The 17463-nt window shown below is 72.5% G+C and carries 18 protein-coding genes; 10 read left to right on the top strand and 8 right to left on the bottom strand.

Translation table 11 applies throughout. The features are described from left to right. Positions 1–79 precede the first annotated feature (79 nt). Together AB0K05_RS33935 and xseA are read left to right on the top strand one after the other, a co-directional pair. Entirely contained in the window at positions 80–1045 is a 966-nt protein-coding gene (locus AB0K05_RS33935; RefSeq protein ID WP_364234657.1) for a hypothetical protein, read from the top strand. Then, entirely contained in the window at positions 1042–2244 is a 1203-nt protein-coding gene (xseA, locus tag AB0K05_RS33930) for an exodeoxyribonuclease VII large subunit (protein WP_219544024.1), read from the top strand. The genes AB0K05_RS33935 and xseA overlap by 4 nt, the downstream gene beginning before the upstream one ends. Here the strand turns inward: xseA and AB0K05_RS33925 are convergent. After that, complete coding sequence (locus AB0K05_RS33925; protein WP_219544025.1) at positions 2222–2833, bottom strand: TetR/AcrR family transcriptional regulator; 612 nt, start codon at positions 2831–2833, stop codon at positions 2222–2224. The genes xseA and AB0K05_RS33925 overlap by 23 nt on opposite strands. A 95-nt stretch (positions 2834–2928) precedes the next feature. On the opposite strand from AB0K05_RS33925, the gene AB0K05_RS33920 reads away from it, so the two are divergent. Next, positions 2929–3336, top strand: coding sequence for a nitroreductase family deazaflavin-dependent oxidoreductase (locus AB0K05_RS33920; RefSeq protein WP_219544026.1), 408 nt, complete (start codon positions 2929–2931; stop codon positions 3334–3336). Between the two features lie 267 nt (positions 3337–3603). On the opposite strand, the gene AB0K05_RS33915 is transcribed toward AB0K05_RS33920, so the two are convergent. The 3 genes from AB0K05_RS33915 to AB0K05_RS33905 form a co-directional block, all read right to left on the bottom strand. Beyond that, positions 3604–3834, bottom strand: a complete 231-nt coding sequence (locus AB0K05_RS33915) for an exodeoxyribonuclease VII small subunit (protein ID WP_148029194.1) — start codon at positions 3832–3834, stop codon at positions 3604–3606. A gap of 139 nt (positions 3835–3973) precedes the next feature. Next, positions 3974–4510: a DUF4245 domain-containing protein gene (locus tag AB0K05_RS33910; protein WP_364234653.1), complete on the bottom strand. Its 537-nt coding sequence runs from the start codon at positions 4508–4510 to the stop codon at positions 3974–3976. Between the two features lie 11 nt (positions 4511–4521). After that, positions 4522–5133, bottom strand: coding sequence for a TetR/AcrR family transcriptional regulator (locus tag AB0K05_RS33905; RefSeq protein ID WP_148029192.1), 612 nt, complete (start codon positions 5131–5133; stop codon positions 4522–4524). 82 nt (positions 5134–5215) lie between these two features. On the opposite strand from AB0K05_RS33905, the gene glpX reads away from it, so the two are divergent. Next, positions 5216–6250, top strand: a complete 1035-nt coding sequence (gene glpX / locus AB0K05_RS33900) for a class II fructose-bisphosphatase (RefSeq protein WP_148029191.1) — start codon at positions 5216–5218, stop codon at positions 6248–6250. Here glpX and AB0K05_RS33895 read toward each other — a convergent pair whose 3' ends face one another. Beyond that, the gene (locus AB0K05_RS33895; RefSeq protein WP_187280940.1) at positions 6251–6895 is read right to left on the bottom strand and encodes a DUF1707 domain-containing protein; all 645 of its coding nucleotides are present in this window, start codon (positions 6893–6895) and stop codon (positions 6251–6253) included. Between the two features lie 97 nt (positions 6896–6992). On the opposite strand from AB0K05_RS33895, the gene AB0K05_RS33890 reads away from it, so the two are divergent. Both AB0K05_RS33890 and AB0K05_RS33885 read left to right on the top strand, forming a co-directional pair. After that, positions 6993–7664, top strand: coding sequence for a DUF998 domain-containing protein (locus tag AB0K05_RS33890; RefSeq protein WP_364234650.1), 672 nt, complete (start codon positions 6993–6995; stop codon positions 7662–7664). A 77-nt stretch (positions 7665–7741) separates the two neighbouring features. Further along, positions 7742–8905, top strand: coding sequence for an MFS transporter (locus AB0K05_RS33885; RefSeq protein WP_271279167.1), 1164 nt, complete (start codon positions 7742–7744; stop codon positions 8903–8905). Here AB0K05_RS33885 and AB0K05_RS33880 read toward each other — a convergent pair. Together AB0K05_RS33880 and AB0K05_RS33875 are read right to left on the bottom strand one after the other, a co-directional pair. Next, positions 8894–9844: a Gfo/Idh/MocA family oxidoreductase gene (locus tag AB0K05_RS33880; protein ID WP_364234648.1), complete on the bottom strand. Its 951-nt coding sequence runs from the start codon at positions 9842–9844 to the stop codon at positions 8894–8896. The two genes, AB0K05_RS33885 and AB0K05_RS33880, sit on opposite strands and share 12 nt — an antisense overlap. 36 nt (positions 9845–9880) lie before the next feature. Next, on the bottom strand, positions 9881–11251 hold the full coding sequence (locus AB0K05_RS33875) for a PLP-dependent aminotransferase family protein (RefSeq protein WP_364234646.1): 1371 nt from the start codon (positions 11249–11251) through the stop codon (positions 9881–9883). 68 nt (positions 11252–11319) lie between these two features. Between AB0K05_RS33875 and AB0K05_RS33870 the strand changes: the two genes are divergently transcribed. Together AB0K05_RS33870 and AB0K05_RS33865 are read left to right on the top strand one after the other, a co-directional pair. Beyond that, positions 11320–12228 (top strand): DMT family transporter, encoded by a 909-nt coding sequence (locus tag AB0K05_RS33870; RefSeq protein ID WP_219544033.1) that lies wholly within the window; start codon positions 11320–11322, stop codon positions 12226–12228. Between the two features lie 18 nt (positions 12229–12246). After that, positions 12247–13902, top strand: a complete 1656-nt coding sequence (locus AB0K05_RS33865; RefSeq protein WP_148029185.1) for a fumarate hydratase — start codon at positions 12247–12249, stop codon at positions 13900–13902. A 38-nt stretch (positions 13903–13940) separates the two neighbouring features. Here AB0K05_RS33865 and AB0K05_RS33860 read toward each other — a convergent pair whose 3' ends face one another. Continuing rightward, complete coding sequence (locus tag AB0K05_RS33860; RefSeq protein WP_148029184.1) at positions 13941–14129, bottom strand: DUF5999 family protein; 189 nt, start codon at positions 14127–14129, stop codon at positions 13941–13943. A 449-nt stretch (positions 14130–14578) separates the two neighbouring features. Between AB0K05_RS33860 and AB0K05_RS33855 the strand changes: the two genes are divergently transcribed. Together AB0K05_RS33855 and AB0K05_RS33850 are read left to right on the top strand one after the other, a co-directional pair. Beyond that, on the top strand, positions 14579–15688 hold the full coding sequence (locus AB0K05_RS33855) for a serine/threonine-protein kinase (protein ID WP_219544036.1): 1110 nt from the start codon (positions 14579–14581) through the stop codon (positions 15686–15688). A 35-nt stretch (positions 15689–15723) separates the two neighbouring features. After that, a complete protein-coding gene (locus tag AB0K05_RS33850) occupies positions 15724–17451 on the top strand; it encodes a protein kinase (protein WP_364234642.1) in 1728 nt (575 codons plus the stop codon). Positions 17452–17463: the final 12 nt, after the last annotated feature.

The raw sequence follows: 17463 nt of genomic DNA, 5'->3' as shown, positions 1-17463 counted from the left end.
GCCGACCGGCCCGCGCGTGCGCGTGTGCCCGCGTTTTGCCAGACTGGCCGTTCCACACTGACCTCCCAGGGAGACGTACATGTCCCTCAGCGACGTGATACGCAACATCGCCAAGACCGTAACCGACAAGGACAGGCTCAAGGAGAAGGCCCGCGAGCTGCCGCTCTTCGTCGTCCAGACCACGCTCAGCGCCGCCGGTCAGACGCTCATGCTGGTCGACCGGGTGAAGAACTCGCTCAGGGGCGGCAAGGACGAGGAGAAGAAGGACGACCTCGAATCCCGTCCCGCGACGGCCGAGAAGCCGGCCGCCGTCGAGGAGGAGGCGAAACCGGCCCGCAAGGAGCCGGTCATCTTCGCCCCCAGGCCGGAGGCGGCCGAGCCCAACGGCACCGCCAAGACCAAGCCGGACCCTGTCATCTTCAGCCCGGCCGCCAAGACGGACACCAAGCCGGAGGCCGAGACCAAGCCGAAGCCCGAGCCCGAGGCCAACCTCAAGACCGAGACCAAGCCCGAAGCCAAGACCGAGGCGAAGACCGAGACGCGGCCCGAGCCGGAGGCCAAGACCGAGGCCAAGACTGAGGCGCCACCCAAGCCGGAGGCCAAGACCGAGGCGCAGCCCAAGCCGGAGGCCAAGCCCGCCGCCGCGCCGGAGCCCGCTTCCGAGCCGACGCTCGCCCATGAGCCGGCCGTCGCCCAGCCGGTGACCGTCACCGAGCCGGAGCCCGAGCAGGCCGAGGAGAAGCCGAAGGCCAAGAAGGCCAAGGCCGCGCCCGCCAAGGCGCCGGAGACCGCGAAGCTGGCCGAGGCCGCCGAGACCGTCCCCGCCGCCGTCGCCGAGCACGAGCCGGCCCTGGGCGCGGGCGAGCTGACCGAGCCGCTGCCCGGCTTCGCCTCGCTGTCGGTGGCCTCGCTGCGCGCCCGCATGCGCGGCAAGACCGGCGAGCAGATCGCCGAGTACCTCGCGTACGAGCAGGCCACCTCGGGTCGGCCCGAGGTGATCCGCATGTACGAGAACCGCCTGGCCAAGCTGCGCGCGGGCGAATGACGTCCAAGACCACGCCCGAGGCGCCGTTGCCGGTCCGCACGGTCCTGCAGATGGTGGGCGGCTGGATCGGCAAGCTGGGCACGGTCTGGGTCGAGGGTCAGATCACCGATCTGAGCGCGCGCGGCGGCACGGTCTTCCTGACGCTGCGCGACCCGGTGGCCAACGTGTCCGCCCGGGTCACGGCCCCGCGAGGGGTGTACGAGGCCGCGATGCCCAGGCCCGCCGACGGCGCCAGGGTCGTGGTCCACGTCAAGCCGGACTTCTGGGTCAACCGCGGCTCGTTCGCCTTCACCGCGCTGGAGATCCGCCCGGTCGGCGTGGGCGAGCTGCTGGCCCGCCTGGAGCGGCTGCGCCAGTTGCTGGCGGCCGAAGGGCTGTTCGGCGCGGAGCGCAAGCGGCGGCTGCCCTTCCTGCCCGGCACGGTCGGGCTGATCTGCGGCCGCGACTCCGCGGCCGAGCGCGACGTGCTGGAGAACGCGCGGCGCCGCTGGCCCGCCGTGCGGTTCAAGGTGGAGGAGGTCGCGGTCCAGGGCCCGTACGCGGTGGGCGAGGTGACCGAGGCGCTGGGCCGGCTCGACGCCGACTCCGGCGTAGACGTGATCGTCATCGCCAGGGGCGGCGGGTCGCTGGAGGACCTGCTGCCGTTCTCCGACGAGACGCTGGTGCGCGCGGTGGCCGCGTGCCGCACCCCGGTCGTCAGCGCGATCGGCCACGAGCAGGACAGCCCGCTGCTCGACCTGGTGGCCGACGTACGCGCCTCCACCCCCACCGACGCCGCCAAGAAGGTCGTCCCCGACGTGGGTGAGCAGCTCTCGCTGGTGCGCCAGCTGCGCGACCGCGGCCGCAGGGTGGTGAGCGGCTGGCTCGACCGGGAGATGTCCTGGCTGGCGGCCGTGCGCTCGCGTCCCTCGCTCGCGGATCCGGTGCGCGAGCTGGAGCGGCACGCCGAGCAGGCCGACGCGCTGCGCGAGCGCGCCAGGCGCGCGCTGTCGGGCTCGCTGGACCGGGCCGGAGACGACCTCGGCCACGTGCGTGCCCGTCTGGTGGCGCTGTCGCCAGCGGCCACGCTGGAGCGCGGCTACGCGATCGTGCAGCGCCCGACGGGCGAGGTCGTGCGCCGGGCCGAGGAGGTCGCGCCGGGCGACGAGCTCACCGTACGGCTGCCCGACGACCGCCTCACGGTGCGGGCCGAGCCGTGACCGCCGCGGCGATGGAGGCGACCCCCGCCTTGATCTCCTCGACCGTCAGGCCGCGCTCGTCGCGCTGGTAGGAGATCAGGTGGGCGTTGAGCGGGGCCAGCAGGGCGTCGGCCAGGAAGTGCGGGTCGGCGTCGGGCCTGGCCTCGGCCAGCAGCGTGGCCAGGTGGGTATGGTGGACTCGGTAGGGCCCGCCGAACCTGGACTTGGGTGAGCCCAGCTCCACCAGCAGAAACAGATCGAGCTGCGACACGACGCGGTCCACGAGACCGGCGAGGAAGGCCCCGACCCGCTCGGCCGGCGCCGCTCCCGGCCCCAGCGGCGGCGGGCCGCTCATGAACGCCTCCTGGAAGCGGCGCTCCCGCTCGTCGATGAGCGCCCACACCAGCCCGGCCCGGTCGCCGAAGCGCCGGTAGACCGTGCCGACGCCGACGCAGGCCTCTTTGGCGACCTCGTCCAGGGAGAGCTGGTCGGCGCCCCGGCTCTCGATCATGCGGGCCGCGACATCGATGATCTTCTGCCGGTTGCGCGCCGCGTCGGCGCGCTCCGGCTGGGGCTGCCCCACCACCGGCAGCTGGCGACGTCCGCACACGGATCCGAGCATACGCGCGTTGCAACCGGAGGAATCTCCGGTTAGGCTCCGCGGTTGACACAATACGGAGAGCTCTCCGCTTGACAGGAGGAACCATGAGCGACTTCAACCAGCAGGTCATCGAGGAGTTCCGGGCGAACGGCGGAAAGGTGGGCGGCTACTTCGAGGGCGCCGACCTGCTCCTGCTGACCACCACGGGTGCCAGGTCGGGCAGGCAGGTGACCAGCCCGGTGATGTACCTGGAGGACGGCGGACGGCTCGTCGTGATCGCCTCCAAGGCCGGGGCCGACGACAACCCGGCGTGGTTCCACAACCTCCGCGCCAACCCCGAGGTGAAGGTCGAGATCGGCACCGAGGAGTTCCAGGCCGAGGCCTCCGTCGTGGACCGCCAGGAGCGCGACCGGCTCTACGCCCGCATGGTGGAGAAGGCGCCCGGCTTCGCCGACTACGAGACCAAGACCACCCGCGTCATCCCCGTCATCACCCTCAACCGGCTCAGCTGACCGCAGGCCGAAAAAGAAGGGTGCGGGGAGCGAACCACCCCCGTCAGACCTGCTCAGCTGACCACGGGCCGAAAAGGAGAGTGCGGGGAGCGAACCACCCCCGTCAGACCGGCTCAGCTGACCGCGGGCCGGTCTGGAAGGTGCGGGGAGCGGGCCAGCCCTGTCAGACCGGCTCGGCTGGGCGGGTCATCCTGCGCGCCCGGCTCAGCTGACCGCGGGCCGGGAAGGGGAGTGCGGCGGGCCGGTCATCCCCGACGGGGCCCGCGTTCAGAAGGGGGTGTCGTCCTGGGTGCCCGGCTCGGCCCGGCGGGCCATGGCGGCGGCCAGCTTGACTCTGGCGCCCTGCAGCCACTCCTCGCAGACGGCGGCCAGCTTCTCGCCGCGCTCCCAGAGCTCGATCGACTGCTCCAGCGTGAGCCCGCCGGCCTCCAGACGGCGCACCACGTCGGTCAGCTCCTCGCGCGCCTGCTCGTACGAGGGCGTCTTCTCGTCAGCCACGCTCCCCACCTTAATGCCGCGCCAAAGGGAAGGCCCCCGCCTCGGGCGGGGGCCTTCGCACGTGGTTGACAGCAGAACCGGCACCCGTCAAGGCGCGTCCTTCCACGCGGACGCTGATGCTAGCAGCGTCCAGGGCGGGTCAGGTGGCCGATTTGGGACGTTCTCGCAGCGCGGACGCGAGCTGGCCGAGCTCCGGCCAGTCGGCGGTGCCCGTCACGACCAGCGTCACGTCGGGCAGCACGCGGATCAGGGAGCGCTGTTTCTTGTCCTCGCGGAAGCGCCGCTCCCACGTCTCGCCGCCGACCTGCTGGGTGCCGACGGCCTTGTCGGAGTTGGCCATGCGGTTGGCGAACTCCGCCGCGGGCTTCTCGTCGCTCTGGATGAACATCGCGTGCTCGCGCGCGGCCGTGGCGTAGCCGATGTGGAGGACCTGGGCGCCGTTCTCGCCCTCGGCGATCCGGTTGCTGTTGGAGATCCACCCCTCGGGATCCGAGGCGGGCTCCCACACCGTGTACGGGACCGTACGGGAGAAGTTGGCGACCGTGATGGAGTAGTCGCGCTTGGGGATGTGCTCCGCCTGGCCTCTCGGTGTGACCAGCAGGAACAGCCCGACCGCCGCCAGGCAGACGAGCACGGCCACGACGTAGCCGTGGAGACCTTCGGTGAACCGTCGCACAGTTAGCGAGGTTACCCGCGGGCGGGGCCGGTCGCGGACCCGGCGGGTCGGAGCCGGCCGATGATCTCCAGGACGTTCTCGGCCAGCTTCCTGTCGCCCGACTGGACGATCTCGCTGACGGCGCCGGCCAGCGCGCCGGTCAGGACCACCACCAGCGCGTTCTCGTCGTCGTCGAAGAGCGCGGCGTTGCGGCGGGCCCACGTGCGGAGCCGGTCGCGCATGACGACCTCGAAGCCGGGCGGCCCGTCGCCGCGCAGGAACAGCGCGGCCAGCTCGCGCTCGGCCAGGCAGCCGTCGAGATAGGCGCGGGCGGCGCTGACGAACACCCGCATCGGGTCGGTCTCGCCGGCCTCGCGGGCGGCGCGCGCGGCCTGCTTGGTGCGCTGCGCCTGCCGGGTCTGGAACTCCTCGAACAGCGTGAGGTAGAGGTCGGCCTTGCCGGCGAAGTGGTGGTAGAGGCTGCCGACGCTGGCCTCGGCCTTGGCCACCACGTCGGTCACGCCCGCCTCGGCGAAGCCCTTGGAGACGAAGACGTCTCTGGCGGCGCGCAGCAGCGCGGAGCGCGTGGCCGCACCACGCTCGGATGTGCGGCCTGTCACAGGCGGTTGCGCTTCGCTGCTCATGGTTGGCACATTATCCTCCGCTGACCGGGGATACAGGGACAACTACCATCGGGATAGTCGTCACGAGGAGGCCTCACACATCATGTCGGATCAGACCTCGGTGCCCGAGCCGTTGGCCACGGGCGAGCATGCCCCCGATCGTAACCTCGCTCTGGAGCTCGTCCGCGTTACAGAGGCGGCGGCGATGGCCGCGGCCCGCTGGGTGGGCAGGGGTGACAAGAACGGCGCCGACGGCGCCGCGGTGAACGCCATGCGCCAGTTGATCAACACGGTGTCGATGAACGGTGTGGTGGTCATCGGCGAGGGCGAGAAGGATCATGCCCCGATGCTGTTCAACGGCGAACAGGTGGGTGACGGCAGCGGTCCAGAGTGCGACGTGGCCGTCGACCCGATCGACGGCACCCGGCTGACCGCCCTGGGCATGCCGGACGCGGTCTCGGTGATCGCGGTGAGCGAGCGCGGCTCGATGTACGACCCGTCGGCCGTGTTCTACATGGAGAAGCTGGTGACCGGCCCGGAGGCGGCCGACGTGGTCGACATCGAACGGCCGGTGGGCGACAACATCAGGGCGGTGGCCAGGGCCAAGCACTGCTCGCCCGCCGACGTCACCGTGGTGGTGCTCGACCGGCCCCGGCACGAGCAGCTCGTCAAGGAGATCAGGGAGACCGGGGCGCGGATCAAGTTCATCACCGACGGCGACGTGGCGGGCGCGATCATGGCGGCCCGCGGCGGCTCCGCCATCGACCTGATGCTGGGCATCGGCGGCACGCCGGAGGGCATCGTGGCCGCGTGCGCGCTCAAGTGCCTGGGCGGCGTCATCCAGGGCAAGCTGTGGCCGCGCGACGAGGCGGAGCGCCGCAAGGCGCTGGACGCCGGGCTCGACCTCGGCCAGGTGCTGACCACGAACGACCTGGTCAAGTCCGACGACGTGTTCTTCGCGGCGTCGGGCATCACCCAGGGCGAGCTGATGGACGGCGTACGCTACCGCGGCGGCGTGGCGATGACCCAGTCGCTGGTGATGCGCGGGCGTTCCGGCACGATCCGCAAGATCGAGAGCGAGCACCAACTGTGGAAGCTGCGCGCCTACAGCGCGATCAACTTCGACACCGCGGGCTGATCAGCGGCGGCGCCTGCGCTTGGGCTGCTTGACCGAGACGTCACCCACGAAGTTGGTGGTGCGCACCTCGACGACGGGCGCGCCCGGCTCCTCGGGGCCCTTGGTGAGCCGTGCGGTCTTGTCCTTGGTGACCCGGATGACCTCGAGCCCTTCCGGCACCTGGATCTCCAGCCCGCCGAAGACCAGGGTGGCGTTGATGACGACGCGGCTGTTCTGCAGGATCGCGTCGCGGAAGTCGAGCTTGGTGGTGCCGAACATGGCGGTGACGTCCAGCTCCGCCGGCACCACCCAGCGCCCGCCCCGCTGCTGCTGGCGGAAGAACGCGGAGACCGGCCTGCCGTCGAGGTTGAGCGGCTGCTCGTCGGCGGGCAGCAGGTCCTCGGTCAGCTTGGCCAGCTCGCCGAGCGTGCGGGCCGAGTAGAGGACGCCGAGCCGCTCCTCCAGCTCCTCCAGCGTGATCCGCCCGTCGGCGTGCGCGTCCTGCAGCACCTGGGCGATGCGCTCGCGGTCGGCGTCGGACGCGCGCAGCTCGGCGGGCTGCGGGAGCTTGTCCTTGGGCGGGCGGCGGGCCGACACCCACTCCTCGGCCAGCCGTTCACCGGCCTCCTGCAGGCGGGGGAGCCAGGATCCGGGGCGTTCGTTCACGCCTAACACGATATCCGGCGAACACGAGCTTTGCCCGATCGGAATCCCCGGCGTCCGCGAGCCGTTGGACCCGGAGAGATCGACATGGGAGGGCGCCGTGCGACGGCCGGCACGCTGGGGACTGGGCGCGGTGGGCGCCGGGGTCGTGGTCGTCCTCGGGCTCGACGTGGCCGCCCTCGGCGAGATCGACCCGCTGCGGCGCACGATCAGCGAGCACGGACTGACCGAGCTGGGCTGGCTGTTCGGGCTCGGCGTGACGCTGCTGGCCGTGGGGTCGGCGGCCATCGGGGTGTCGCTGGCGCGGGCCAGGCTGGCGGGGGCGGTCGGCACCCTCGCGCTGCTGGCGTGGAGCGCCGGGCTGCTGGTGGCGGCCTACTTCCCCAAGCACGACTGGTCGGTGGGGCCGAGCCTGAGCGGCAGCATCCACCGGGCGGGCAGCCTGGTGGCCTTCCTGTGCCTGCCCCTGGCCGCGCTGATCATCGCCAGGCCGTGGCGGCGCGGCGTGCGGCGCCCCGCTTCGCTGGTGGCGTTCGGGCTCGGGGTGTGCTCGCTGCTGTACGTGTCGGGGCTTGGTGTGCTGGTGCTGCTCGGTGCGCAGGACGGGCTGCGGTGGTGGCAGGTCGTGCCGCTCGGCCTGGTGGAGCGCGGGCTGGCGGCCGTGGAGGTGGCGGCGGTGGCGGCGCTCGGCTTCTGGGCGGCGGGGAGGAAGCTGTCGGCGGAGTACGCCGTGGCGGGCGCGGTGGAAAGCCGGCCGAAGAACCTTGCCTGAGTGCTGGTGGAGCGGCGTTCCCAGCGATTAACCTGACCCAGCCTCACGTTTGATTTCCCCCCACTCAGGAGGCCGCCGTGCCGTCTCCGCGTGATCGCCAGGCCCGCTTCGCCACCTTCGCCGTGTACGCGGTGCAGGGCCTGTCCTTCGCCACCCTGCTCACCCAGGTCGCGCACCTCCAGGACAAACACGGGCTGAGCACCGGGGCGCTGACCGCGCTGCTGCTCATCGTGCCGGTGTTCGCGGGGGTGGGCAGCGTGGCGGCGGGCGCGTTCGCCGCCCGCCTGGGCAGCCGGCTCCTGCTGCGCCTGGCCCAGCCCGCGGTCGCGGTGGCCGTCGTGCTCGCCGGCCTGGCTCCCAGCGTGACGCTGCTCGTGCCGGTGCTGCTGCTGTTCGGCGTGGCGGTCGGCGCGGTGGACGCGGGCATGAACATGCAGGGCGTCGCGGTCGAGCGCAGGTACGGGCGGGCGGTGCTGAACGGCTTCCACTGCCTGTGGAGCGTGTTCAGCCTGGCGGGCGCGCTGTGGGTGTCGGCGGCGGGCGACGGGCTGCCGCTGGAGGCCGTCATGGCGATCCCCATGGTGCTCGCCGTCGCGGGGTCGCTCTACGCCGGCCCCCGGCTGTACGCGCCGGACGAGGAGCGGGCCGGCACCGTGGAGCGCGCCGCCGGGACCCGGTTCCCGTGGGGGCCGATCATCCCGCTCTGCCTGGCCATGGGCTTCCTGTACGTGGGCGACGCGGCGGTCTCGAACTTCAGCACGGTCTTCATGCAGGACGAGTTGTCCGCCGACGCCCGGGTGATCCCGCTGGCCTACGCCGCCTACCAGGCGACCACGCTGCTGGTGCGGCTGGCCGGGGACGTGGTGGTCAGGAGGTACGGTCCCGCAGCCGTCGTCAGGCTGGGCGGGGCGATCGCCACGCTGGGCTTCCTGGGGATCGTGTTCGCGCCCGGCCAGCCGCTGGCGATCGTGGCGTTCGGGCTGACCGGGGTGGGGCTCTCGGTGGTGGCGCCGCAGTCGTTCTCGGCCGCCGGGCGGCTGGACCCGTCGGGCACCGGGGTGGCGATCGCCCGGGTCAACCTGTTCAACTACGTCGGCTTCATCGTGGGCTCGGCCCTGGTGGGCGGGCTCGCGGACGCGGCCGGCATGCGCGCAGGCTTCGCCGCGCCGCTGGTGCTGGCCGCCGCGATCGTGGTCCTGGCCAGGGGGTTCGAGCCGAAGGCGGTCACCTCACCGCGGTGAGCTCGGCCTGACCTCGGCCACCTCGACCGGCCTGCGCTCGCGCCGGGACAGCTCGGCCGCCTCCGCCACGAAGAGCGCCGCCAGCGCGTCCTCGACCGTGCACAGGCCGTCCGCGCCGCGCAGGAACCCGTCGAGCTCGGCCCGGTAGGCGTCGGCGAACCGGGCGACGAAGTCGGGCCACGGCTCACCCTCCGGCGTCAGCCCCTCGGCCGAGGTGAGCGGGGCGCGCGGGCTCAGGCCGACGGCCCTCGTGCCCCTGGTGCCGGCCAGTTCCATGCGGACGTCGTACCCCGCGCCGTTGTAACGCGAGCCCTGGACGGTGGCGAGCGTGCCGTCGTCCAGGGTGAGGAGCGCGGCGCTGGTGTCGACGTCACCCGCCTCGGCGAAGAAGGCGGCCCCCCGGTTCGCCCCCGTCGCGTACACCGAGACGACCTCGCGGCCGGTCACCCAGCGCAGGATGTCGAAGTCGTGGATGTGGCAGTCGCGGTAGATGCCGCCGGACAGCGGGATGTACCCGGCGGGCGGCGGCGCGGGGTCCGCGGTGATCAGGTGCACCCGGTGCAGGTCGCCGAGGTCGCCCCGGCGCAGCGCGGCCGCCGCGGCCGCGTACCCGGCGTCGAACCGGCGCTGGAACCCGATCACCACCCGGTTGTCCCCGGCCGCCTCCAGCACCTCCAGCGTGCCCTTGACGTCGCCGGCCACCGGCTTCTCGCAGAAGGCCGGGACGCCCCGGCGGCACGCCTCCAGCAGCAGCTCGGCGTGGGTGCTCGTGGGGGTGGCGATGACCACCGCGTCGGCCTCGAAGGGGTCTCCGGGCCTGCCGTGCGGCGACGTCCGTACGGGGTCGGCCACGATCAGGTCGTCGACCAGCGGGTGCGCGGCCAGCGTCGCGGCGTGGAACGCGCCGATCCGTCCCAGCCCCAGCAAACCCACGCGCATGGCACCTCCCGTTGGGATCGGCCTTCTTTGTAACCCTCAGATCTCTATTTGTCCAGACATAAGGACTTTAAGCCCTTGTATCGTCTCCGCGGCGCGGCGCGCGGGCAACCGGGCGAACCCGGCCACCACCGCCGGCGGGCCGGCGCCGAAGCGCATCGGGCCGACCGGCTCGGCGACCAGGCCCAGCTTCCGGGCGGCCGCGGCCATCCGGTCCTCGTCCCAGCCCCGCGGCAGCTCCAGGTAGACGTGCAGGCCCGCCTCGATGCCCAGAACCCGGACCTCGGGCAGCTCGCGGGCCAGCGACTCGACCAGGGCGTCCCGGCGCCGGCGGTACTCCCTGCGCATCCGCCGCAGGTGCCTGTCGTAGCCGCCGGTGCGCAGGAAGTGGGCCAGCGCGTACTGCTCGATCACCGGGGAGCCCAGGTCCAGCTCGCCCCGGGCGCGGCGGACCGCCTCGGCCAGGCGGGCCGGGGCGACGACCCAGCCCAGCCGCAGGCCGGGCGCCAGCGCCTTGCTCACGCTGCCGGACAGGATCACCCGGTCGGGCGCGAGCCCCTGGAGGCATCCGACCGGGTCGCGGTCGAAGCGGAACTCGGCGTCGTAGTCGTCCTCCAGGATGACCCGGTCGCCGTCGCGGGCCCACTCCATGAGCGCGGCCCGCCGCGCGGGCGAGAGCACCACGCCCGTGGGGAACTGGTGCGCCGGCGTGACCAGCGCCGCGTCCGCGCGGTCCCGCAGCGCCGTCACGTCCAGCCCCTCACCGTCGACCGGGACCGGAACCGGGTCCGCGCCCGCGCGGCGCAGCAGCGGGAGCTGGCGGTGGCTGCCCGGGTCCTCCACCGCGAGCCGGAGCCGGCCGGCCCCCGCGAGGACACGCAGGATCAGGCTCAGCCCCTGGGCCACGCCGCCGACCACGACCAGGTTGTCCGGGCGCACGTCGGCGGCCCGCACCCGCCTCAGATAGCCGGCCAGCTCCTCGCGCAGCTCGGGGACGCCGCCGGGGTCGCCGTAGTCGAGCGCGTCGCCGGGCATGGTGGCGAGGACGTGGCGGATCGCGGCCAGCCAGCGTTCCCTCGGGAAGAAGCCGAGGTCGGGCGAGGTCGGGCGGTGCCCGTAGTAGGGGGCGCCCTCCTGGACCGGCGAGGGCTCGGCGCGGTGCGCGGCGGTCGCGGCGACCTGGGTGCCGGCGCCGACCCGGGAGACGAGGAATCCCTCGGCGACGAGCTGCTCGTACGCCTCGACCACGACGCCGCGGGAGACGTTCAGGTCGGCGGCGAGGTCGCGGGTGGCGGGCAGGCGGGTGCCGGGGGCGAGGCGGCCGTGACGGACGGAGTCGCGCAGATGAGAGGCGATCTGCCCGGCGATCCCCCCTTTTTCCCGATTTATCGGCACATGGAGGTCGGCCACATTGGTCCTCTGTCGCAGCGCTGGATTGGACTGTTTACGCGGACCATTGTGTCCCTAGCCTGGCAGCCATGAGAAGCGGAGTCGCCGGGGCCACCGCGGCCATGTTCTGTGTGGGCACCCTGGCCGGAGTGTCCGACCTGGTCGGGGACTATCCCGTGTACGGCGGGCAGGCCGTGCGCTACCTGGTCGCGGCCGTCATCCTGGTCGCGATCACCCGGGTGATGGGGCTGCGGTTCGTCCGCCTGACGCCCCGGGAGTGGCTGTTGCTCGGCGCGCTGGCCCTGACCGGGCTCGCGCTGTTCAACGTGTTCGTGGTCGAGTCCGCCCGCGCCGCCGGGCCCGCGCTCGTCGGCACCGTCCTCGGCACCGTGCCGCTCTGGCTGGCGTTCGCCGGCGGCCGACCGGCGCCGCGCCTGCTCGCCGGGGCCACCGTGGTCGTGGCGGGCGCGACGCTCGCCACCGGGCTAGGCAGCGGCAACCTGCCCGGCCTGCTGTGGGCGCTGGGCGCGCTGGCGGGCGAGGTGTGCTTCTCCGTGCTGGCGCTGCCGCTGCTGCCGAAGCTCGGCGCGATCCGGGTGTCGACGTACTCCACGGTGCTGGCCGTGCCGATGCTGGCGGCGATCGGGGTGGTGCGCGAGGGGCCGGGCATGCTCCGGGTGCCGACCACGGCCGAGGCGCTGGGCTTCGGCTATCTGGCCGTGGTGGTGACCGTGGTGGCGTTCCTGCTCTGGTACAGCTCGCTGCCCAGGCTGGGGCCGGGCAGGGCGGGGCTGTTCGCCGGGCTCATCCCGGTCGGCGCGATCGTCACCGGGCTGGTGCTCGGCGTCGCCACGCCGTCCGCCTACGACCTGGCCGGGGCGGGGCTGGTGATCGCGGGCATCCTGGTCGGGCTGAGCGGGGCGCGCTCCCGTACCTCCGAGGCGACCCCCGCGCCACCCAAGGGACGGACGGTGACCGGCAAAGGCGTACCCTTCTAGCGGATCGAAAGGATGGACATGGCCGACTTCGACTACACCGACCTTCTCCCGCTGGGTGCCGACGACACCGAATACCGGCTGATCACATCGGAAGGGGTGCGGACGGTCGAGGCGGCGGGGCGCACGTTCCTCGAAGTGGACCCCGAGGCGCTGCGGCAGCTCACCGAGGCCGCCATCCACGACATCTCCCACTTCCTGCGCCCGTCCCACCTGGCCCAGCTCCGCAAGATCGTCGATGACCCCGAGTCCAGCGGCAACGACCGGTTCGTGGCGCTCGACCTGCTGAAGAACGCCTCCATCTCGGCCGGCGGCGTGCTCCCCATGTGCCAGGACACCGGCACCGCGATCGTCATGGGCAAGCGCGGCCGCCACGTCCTCACCGACGGCCGCGACGCCGAGGCCATCTCCCGCGGCGTGTACGACGCGTACACCAAGCTCAACCTGCGCTACTCCCAGATGACCCCGCTGACCATGTGGGACGAGAAGAACACCGGCAGCAACCTGCCCGCCCAGATCGAGCTCTACGCCGAGGACCCGCACGGCCACCCCGACGAGTACAAGCTGCTGTTCATGGCCAAGGGCGGCGGATCGGCCAACAAGTCGTTCCTCTACCAGGAGACCAAGGCCGTGCTCAACGAGAAGCGGATGATGGCCTTCCTGGAGGAGAAGATCCGCTCCCTCGGCACCGCCGCCTGCCCGCCCTACCACCTGGCCGTGGTGGTGGGCGGCACGTCCGCCGAGTACGCGCTCAAGACCGCCAAGTACGCCAGCGCCCGCTACCTCGACTCGATCCCCACCGAGGGCTCCGAGTCCGGCCACGGCTTCCGCGACCTGGAGATGGAGGCCAAGGTCTTCGAGCTGACGCAGAAGCTCGGCATCGGCGCGCAGTTCGGCGGCAAGTACTTCTGCCACGACGTGCGGGTGATCCGGCTGCCGCGCCACGGCGCCTCCTGCCCGGTGGCCATCGCCGTCTCCTGCTCGGCCGACCGGCAGGCGCTCGCCAAGATCACTCCCGAGGGCGTGTTCCTGGAGCGGCTGGAGACGGACCCGGCGCGGTTCCTGCCCGACACCACCGACGAGCACCTGTCCGGCGACGTCGTCTCGATCGACCTCAACCGGCCGATGCCGGAGATCCTGGCCGAGCTGTCGAAGTATCCGGTCAAGACCCGGCTGTCGCTCACCGGGCCGCTCGTCGTGGCCCGCGACATCGCGCACGCCAAGATCGCGGAGCTGCTCGACGGGGGCGGCGAGATGCCGCAGTACCTGAAGGACCACGCGGTCTACTACGCGGGCCCGGCCAAGACCCCGGAAGGATACGCGTCCGGCTCGTTCGGGCCGACCACCGCGGGCCGGATGGACTCGTACGTGGAGCGCTTCCAGGCCGCCGGCGGCTCGATGGTGATGCTGGCCAAGGGCAACAGGTCACGGCAGGTGACCGAGGCCTGCGGGCAGTACGGCGGCTTCTACCTGGGCTCCATCGGCGGCCCGGCCGCCCGGCTGGCGCAGGACTGCATCAAGAAGGTCGAGGTGCTGGAGTATCCGGAGCTGGGGATGGAGGCGATCTGGAAGATCGAGGTGGTCGACTTCCCGGCCTTCGTCGTGGTCGACGACAAGGGCAACGACTTCTTCACCGACACCACCGGGCCGGTGCTGTCGATCGGCCGGCGGCGCTGACCCGTGGCCGGTGCCGGGTGATACCCGGCACCGGCCGCTCAGGCGGCGAGCAGCGTGCGGTGGGGGGCGACGACCGAGCCGTCGGGGAGCAGCAGGCCGGTGTCCTCGAACAGCACCACACCGTTGCAGAGCAGGCTCCAGCCCTGGTCGGGGTGGGCCTTGAGCACGTGAGCGGCCTCACGGTTCAATGAGCCGGCGCTGGGACATTCGGGGAAGTGACTGCACATCTCGCACCTCTCAGGTGGCGCTCCTGGTTGTCCTGGTCTCAGTAGGGCAGCTTGCGCCCCGACGGCGTGCGGAGGTCCAGCGAGGTCGCGCTCGGCCTGCGGGGCCGGCGCCGAACCCGGATCTGGCGCATCTTCTTCACGTCCTCTGGTCTTCGTCGGTCGACCTTCGGGCGGATGCCTTCATTCTGACGACCGGCACCGACAGTTTCCGGCCTCCTCTGAGGATCCCTGCCCGTTGCGCCCACGATGCCCCCGCGCCCTTACCACAGCCTTACAACCTGCTGACGGTGTCGTGTGCGCGCCTTTCAGAAGGGCTGCGGACCACTCGCGGGGGAAAGCGCCATGACATGTCACTGACCCGACCAGTCAGGCGAGTTGACTTGGATTCGCAACAAATAATCGGCCCGGCCTCTACTGGTCGGTTTACACGAATAGGTAAGCTGCCAGGCATGCGTGCGCCCTCCGGTTACCTCCTCGCCGCGCGCTACCGGCTCGTGGAGCCGGTCGGACGCGGCGGCATGGGCACCGTGTGGCGGGCACATGACGAGCTGCTCAATCGTGAAGTGGCGGTCAAGGAGGTCCGCCTGCCCAAAGTCCTCGACGAGGAGTTGCGTGCCGAGTTGTGCGCGCGCACCGAGCGCGAGGGCCGGGCGACCGCTATGGTGGCGCACCCGTCCGTGATCACGGTCTTCGACGTGGTCACCGAGGACGACCGGCCGTGGATCGTCATGGAGCTGCTCCGCGCCAGGTCCCTTGAGCAGCTCATCCAGGAGCGGGGGCCGCTGGAGCCGCGCAGGGTGGCCGAGATCGGCCGCCAGATCCTCGGCGCGCTCCGCGCCGTCCACGCCAAGGGCATCCTCCACCGCGACGTGAAGCCCAGCAACGTGCTGGTGACCGAGGACCGCGCGGTGCTCACCGACTTCGGCCTGGCCGCGCTCGAAGGCGACGTCTCCATCACCCAGGCGGGCATCGTCCTCGGCTCGGCCGGCTACATCGCGCCGGAGCGCGTGCTCGGCTCCAAGGCCAGCCCCGCCGCCGACCTGTGGTCGCTCGGCGCGACCCTCTACACCGCCGTCGAGGGCCGCGGCCTCCACGGACGGCGTACGGCGGCCGCCGCGCTCGCGGCGCTGACCAGTGGCGAGCCGATCCCGATGAGCAAGGCGGGGCCGCTCGCGCCGGTCCTGGACGCGCTGCTCCGCATCGACCCCCACACCCGCCTCGACTCCGTACGCGCCTCGCTGATGCTGACCCGCGTCGCGGGGGGCGGCTCGGCCGAGGAGCCGCTGACCCCGCGCAGGCTCCCGCGTCCCGCGATGGTGCCGAGCGCGCCCGCTTTCGCACGCCGGCCCACCCACCGCGGCCTCCACCGGGCCGACGTCACCACACCCCCGTTGAGTGTTCCCCCGCAGCGTCAGGAACGCCGGCCGGGTGAGGGTGTCCACCGCAGGCGGGTCGAATCCCGTCCAATGCCATCCACTTATGCCCGTTTCATGGCTACGGTGATAAAGTTGTTCCTTCCTCGGCGGTTCTGGCCTAGAGAACTTCGCAAGCGAGGGTAAAGCACTTCCCAAGCGAGAATCGATATCTTCTTCTCATGCCGGAACAGCAGACGCACCTGCTCGCGGAGCGCTACGAGCTCCTCGCGCCGCTCGGCCGCGGCACCATGGGCACCGTGTGGCGGGCCCGCGACCGCGCGCTCGGCCGCGAGGTCGCGGTCAAGGAGATCCGCCAGGACTCGGGGCTGACCGAGGAGCAGCGCGCCGAGCTGCGCGAACGCATGGTCCGCGAAGGGCGCCTCGCCGCCCGCATCAGCCATCCGGCGGTCGCGGCCATCCACGACGTCATCGTGCACGCCAACCGGCCGTGGATCATCATGGAGCTCGTCGAGGGCCGCTCCATGGAACAGGTGATCGACGAGGAGGGGCCGCTGCCGCCCCGGCTGGTGGCGGAGATCGGCGTCGACCTGCTGGGCGCGCTGCGCGCCGCGCACGCCCAGGGCATCACCCACCGCGACGTCAAGCCCGGCAACGTGCTGATCACCGAGACCGGGCGCGTGGTGCTCACCGACTTCGGCATCGCCAAGGCCGAGGGCGACTCCAAGCTGACCAGGACCGGCATGGTCATCGGCTCGCCCGGCTACACCGCGCCGGAACGTGCCAGAGGCGACTACACCGGCCCCGAGTCCGACCTCTGGTCGCTCGGGGCGACGCTCTACTTCGCCGTCGAGGGCCGTCCCGCGTACGAGCGGGCGACGATCGCCGAGACGCTGGCGGCGCTGCTCAGTGAGAGCGCCGACCCGCCCACCCAGGCGGGCCCGCTGCGGCCCGTGCTCGACGGTCTGCTCAACAAGGACCACCAGCGCCGGCTGAACGCCGCCCAGGCGGAGACCATGCTGCGGATGGTCGCAGACACGCCGACCAGCGAGATGCCGGTGATCACGGCCGAGTCACTCGCCGACCAGGAGCCCTCCTTGCCCCAAGCCCCCCGTCCCGGCGCCTCGCCGCAGGTCGGCCCGGTCCCTCCGGGCGCCGGCCCCGTTCCCGCCGGTTTCCCCGGCCCGGCGGGCGGGCCCAGCCACTTCGGCCCCGGTCCCGCTCCTGGCGACCGCCCGTACCCCCAGGCTCCGGCCGCGCAGACACCCCCCTCCCCCGGTGCGGGCGCCCCCCGCCCCGCCGGAGCGAACCCCTACGCCGGCACCGACCCGCACGGCCGCCCAGGACCGAGCAGGTCCGACCCCCACGGCACAGGACCCAGCGGTTCCGACCCGTACGGCACAGGACCCAGCGGTTCCGACCCGTACGGCGCGGGATCGGGTGGGGGGAACCCGTACGGCGCCGGACGTGACGCGTTCAGCCGCCCGCCCGCGCAGGAGCGTCCGCAGGACTCGGAGCGCACCGTGAGCATGATGCGCCCGAAGACCCCGCTCCCCCAGACGCCGAGCCCGCAGGGCCCGCCCCCGCAGCGCGGGCCGCACTCCGACGAGGGCGCCTTCACCACGACCCGTCTCCCCCGCCCCCAGCCGAACTCCCCCGGCCTCCAGGTCTACCCGCCCGCCCCGCAGCAGCAGCCCGGCCAGGGCCCGCAGCAGATGCCGCACCCGTCGGGCCCTCAGCAGATGCCGCCGCGTCGGCAGCAGCAGCAGTTCCCGCCGGCCCTGCCGCCGGAGCCGGACGACGCGCCCGGTCTCGGCACCGACCTGTTCTCGATCGTCGGCCCCGAGCAACGCCCCAGCAACCGCACCGGCATGCTGGTGCTCATGGGGGTGGCCGCCGCGGCCGCCGTGGTGATCGCCATCCTCGTCGTGGCACTGCTGACGAACTGATCCGCCCGCTGT

The sequence above is a fragment of the Nonomuraea sp. NPDC049486 genome (genome assembly GCF_040676925.1).
Lineage (GTDB): Bacteria > Actinomycetota > Actinomycetes > Streptosporangiales > Streptosporangiaceae > Nonomuraea > Nonomuraea ferruginea.
Note: the sequence above shows the minus strand (reverse complement) of the source record. Positions and strands in the feature narration are given on the sequence as shown.

Excerpts from the sequence above, each read along its gene's own strand:
- AB0K05_RS33870 (WP_219544033.1), top strand. The coding sequence starts at position 11,320 with ATGAGAAGCGGAGTCGCCGGGGCCACCGCGGCCATGTTCTGTGTGGGC.
- AB0K05_RS33860 (WP_148029184.1), bottom strand. The coding sequence starts at position 14,129 with ATGTGCAGTCACTTCCCCGAATGTCCCAGCGCCGGCTCATTGAACCGT.
- AB0K05_RS33905 (WP_148029192.1), bottom strand. The coding sequence starts at position 5,133 with ATGAGCAGCGAAGCGCAACCGCCTGTGACAGGCCGCACATCCGAGCGT.
- glpX (WP_148029191.1), top strand. The coding sequence starts at position 5,216 with ATGTCGGATCAGACCTCGGTGCCCGAGCCGTTGGCCACGGGCGAGCAT.
- AB0K05_RS33855 (WP_219544036.1), top strand. The coding sequence starts at position 14,579 with ATGCGTGCGCCCTCCGGTTACCTCCTCGCCGCGCGCTACCGGCTCGTG.
- AB0K05_RS33865 (WP_148029185.1), top strand. The coding sequence starts at position 12,247 with ATGGCCGACTTCGACTACACCGACCTTCTCCCGCTGGGTGCCGACGAC.
- AB0K05_RS33880 (WP_364234648.1), bottom strand. The coding sequence starts at position 9,844 with ATGCGCGTGGGTTTGCTGGGGCTGGGACGGATCGGCGCGTTCCACGCC.
- AB0K05_RS33850 (WP_364234642.1), top strand. The coding sequence starts at position 15,724 with ATGCCGGAACAGCAGACGCACCTGCTCGCGGAGCGCTACGAGCTCCTC.
- AB0K05_RS33935 (WP_364234657.1), top strand. The coding sequence starts at position 80 with ATGTCCCTCAGCGACGTGATACGCAACATCGCCAAGACCGTAACCGAC.
- xseA (WP_219544024.1), top strand. The coding sequence starts at position 1,042 with ATGACGTCCAAGACCACGCCCGAGGCGCCGTTGCCGGTCCGCACGGTC.
- AB0K05_RS33920 (WP_219544026.1), top strand. The coding sequence starts at position 2,929 with ATGAGCGACTTCAACCAGCAGGTCATCGAGGAGTTCCGGGCGAACGGC.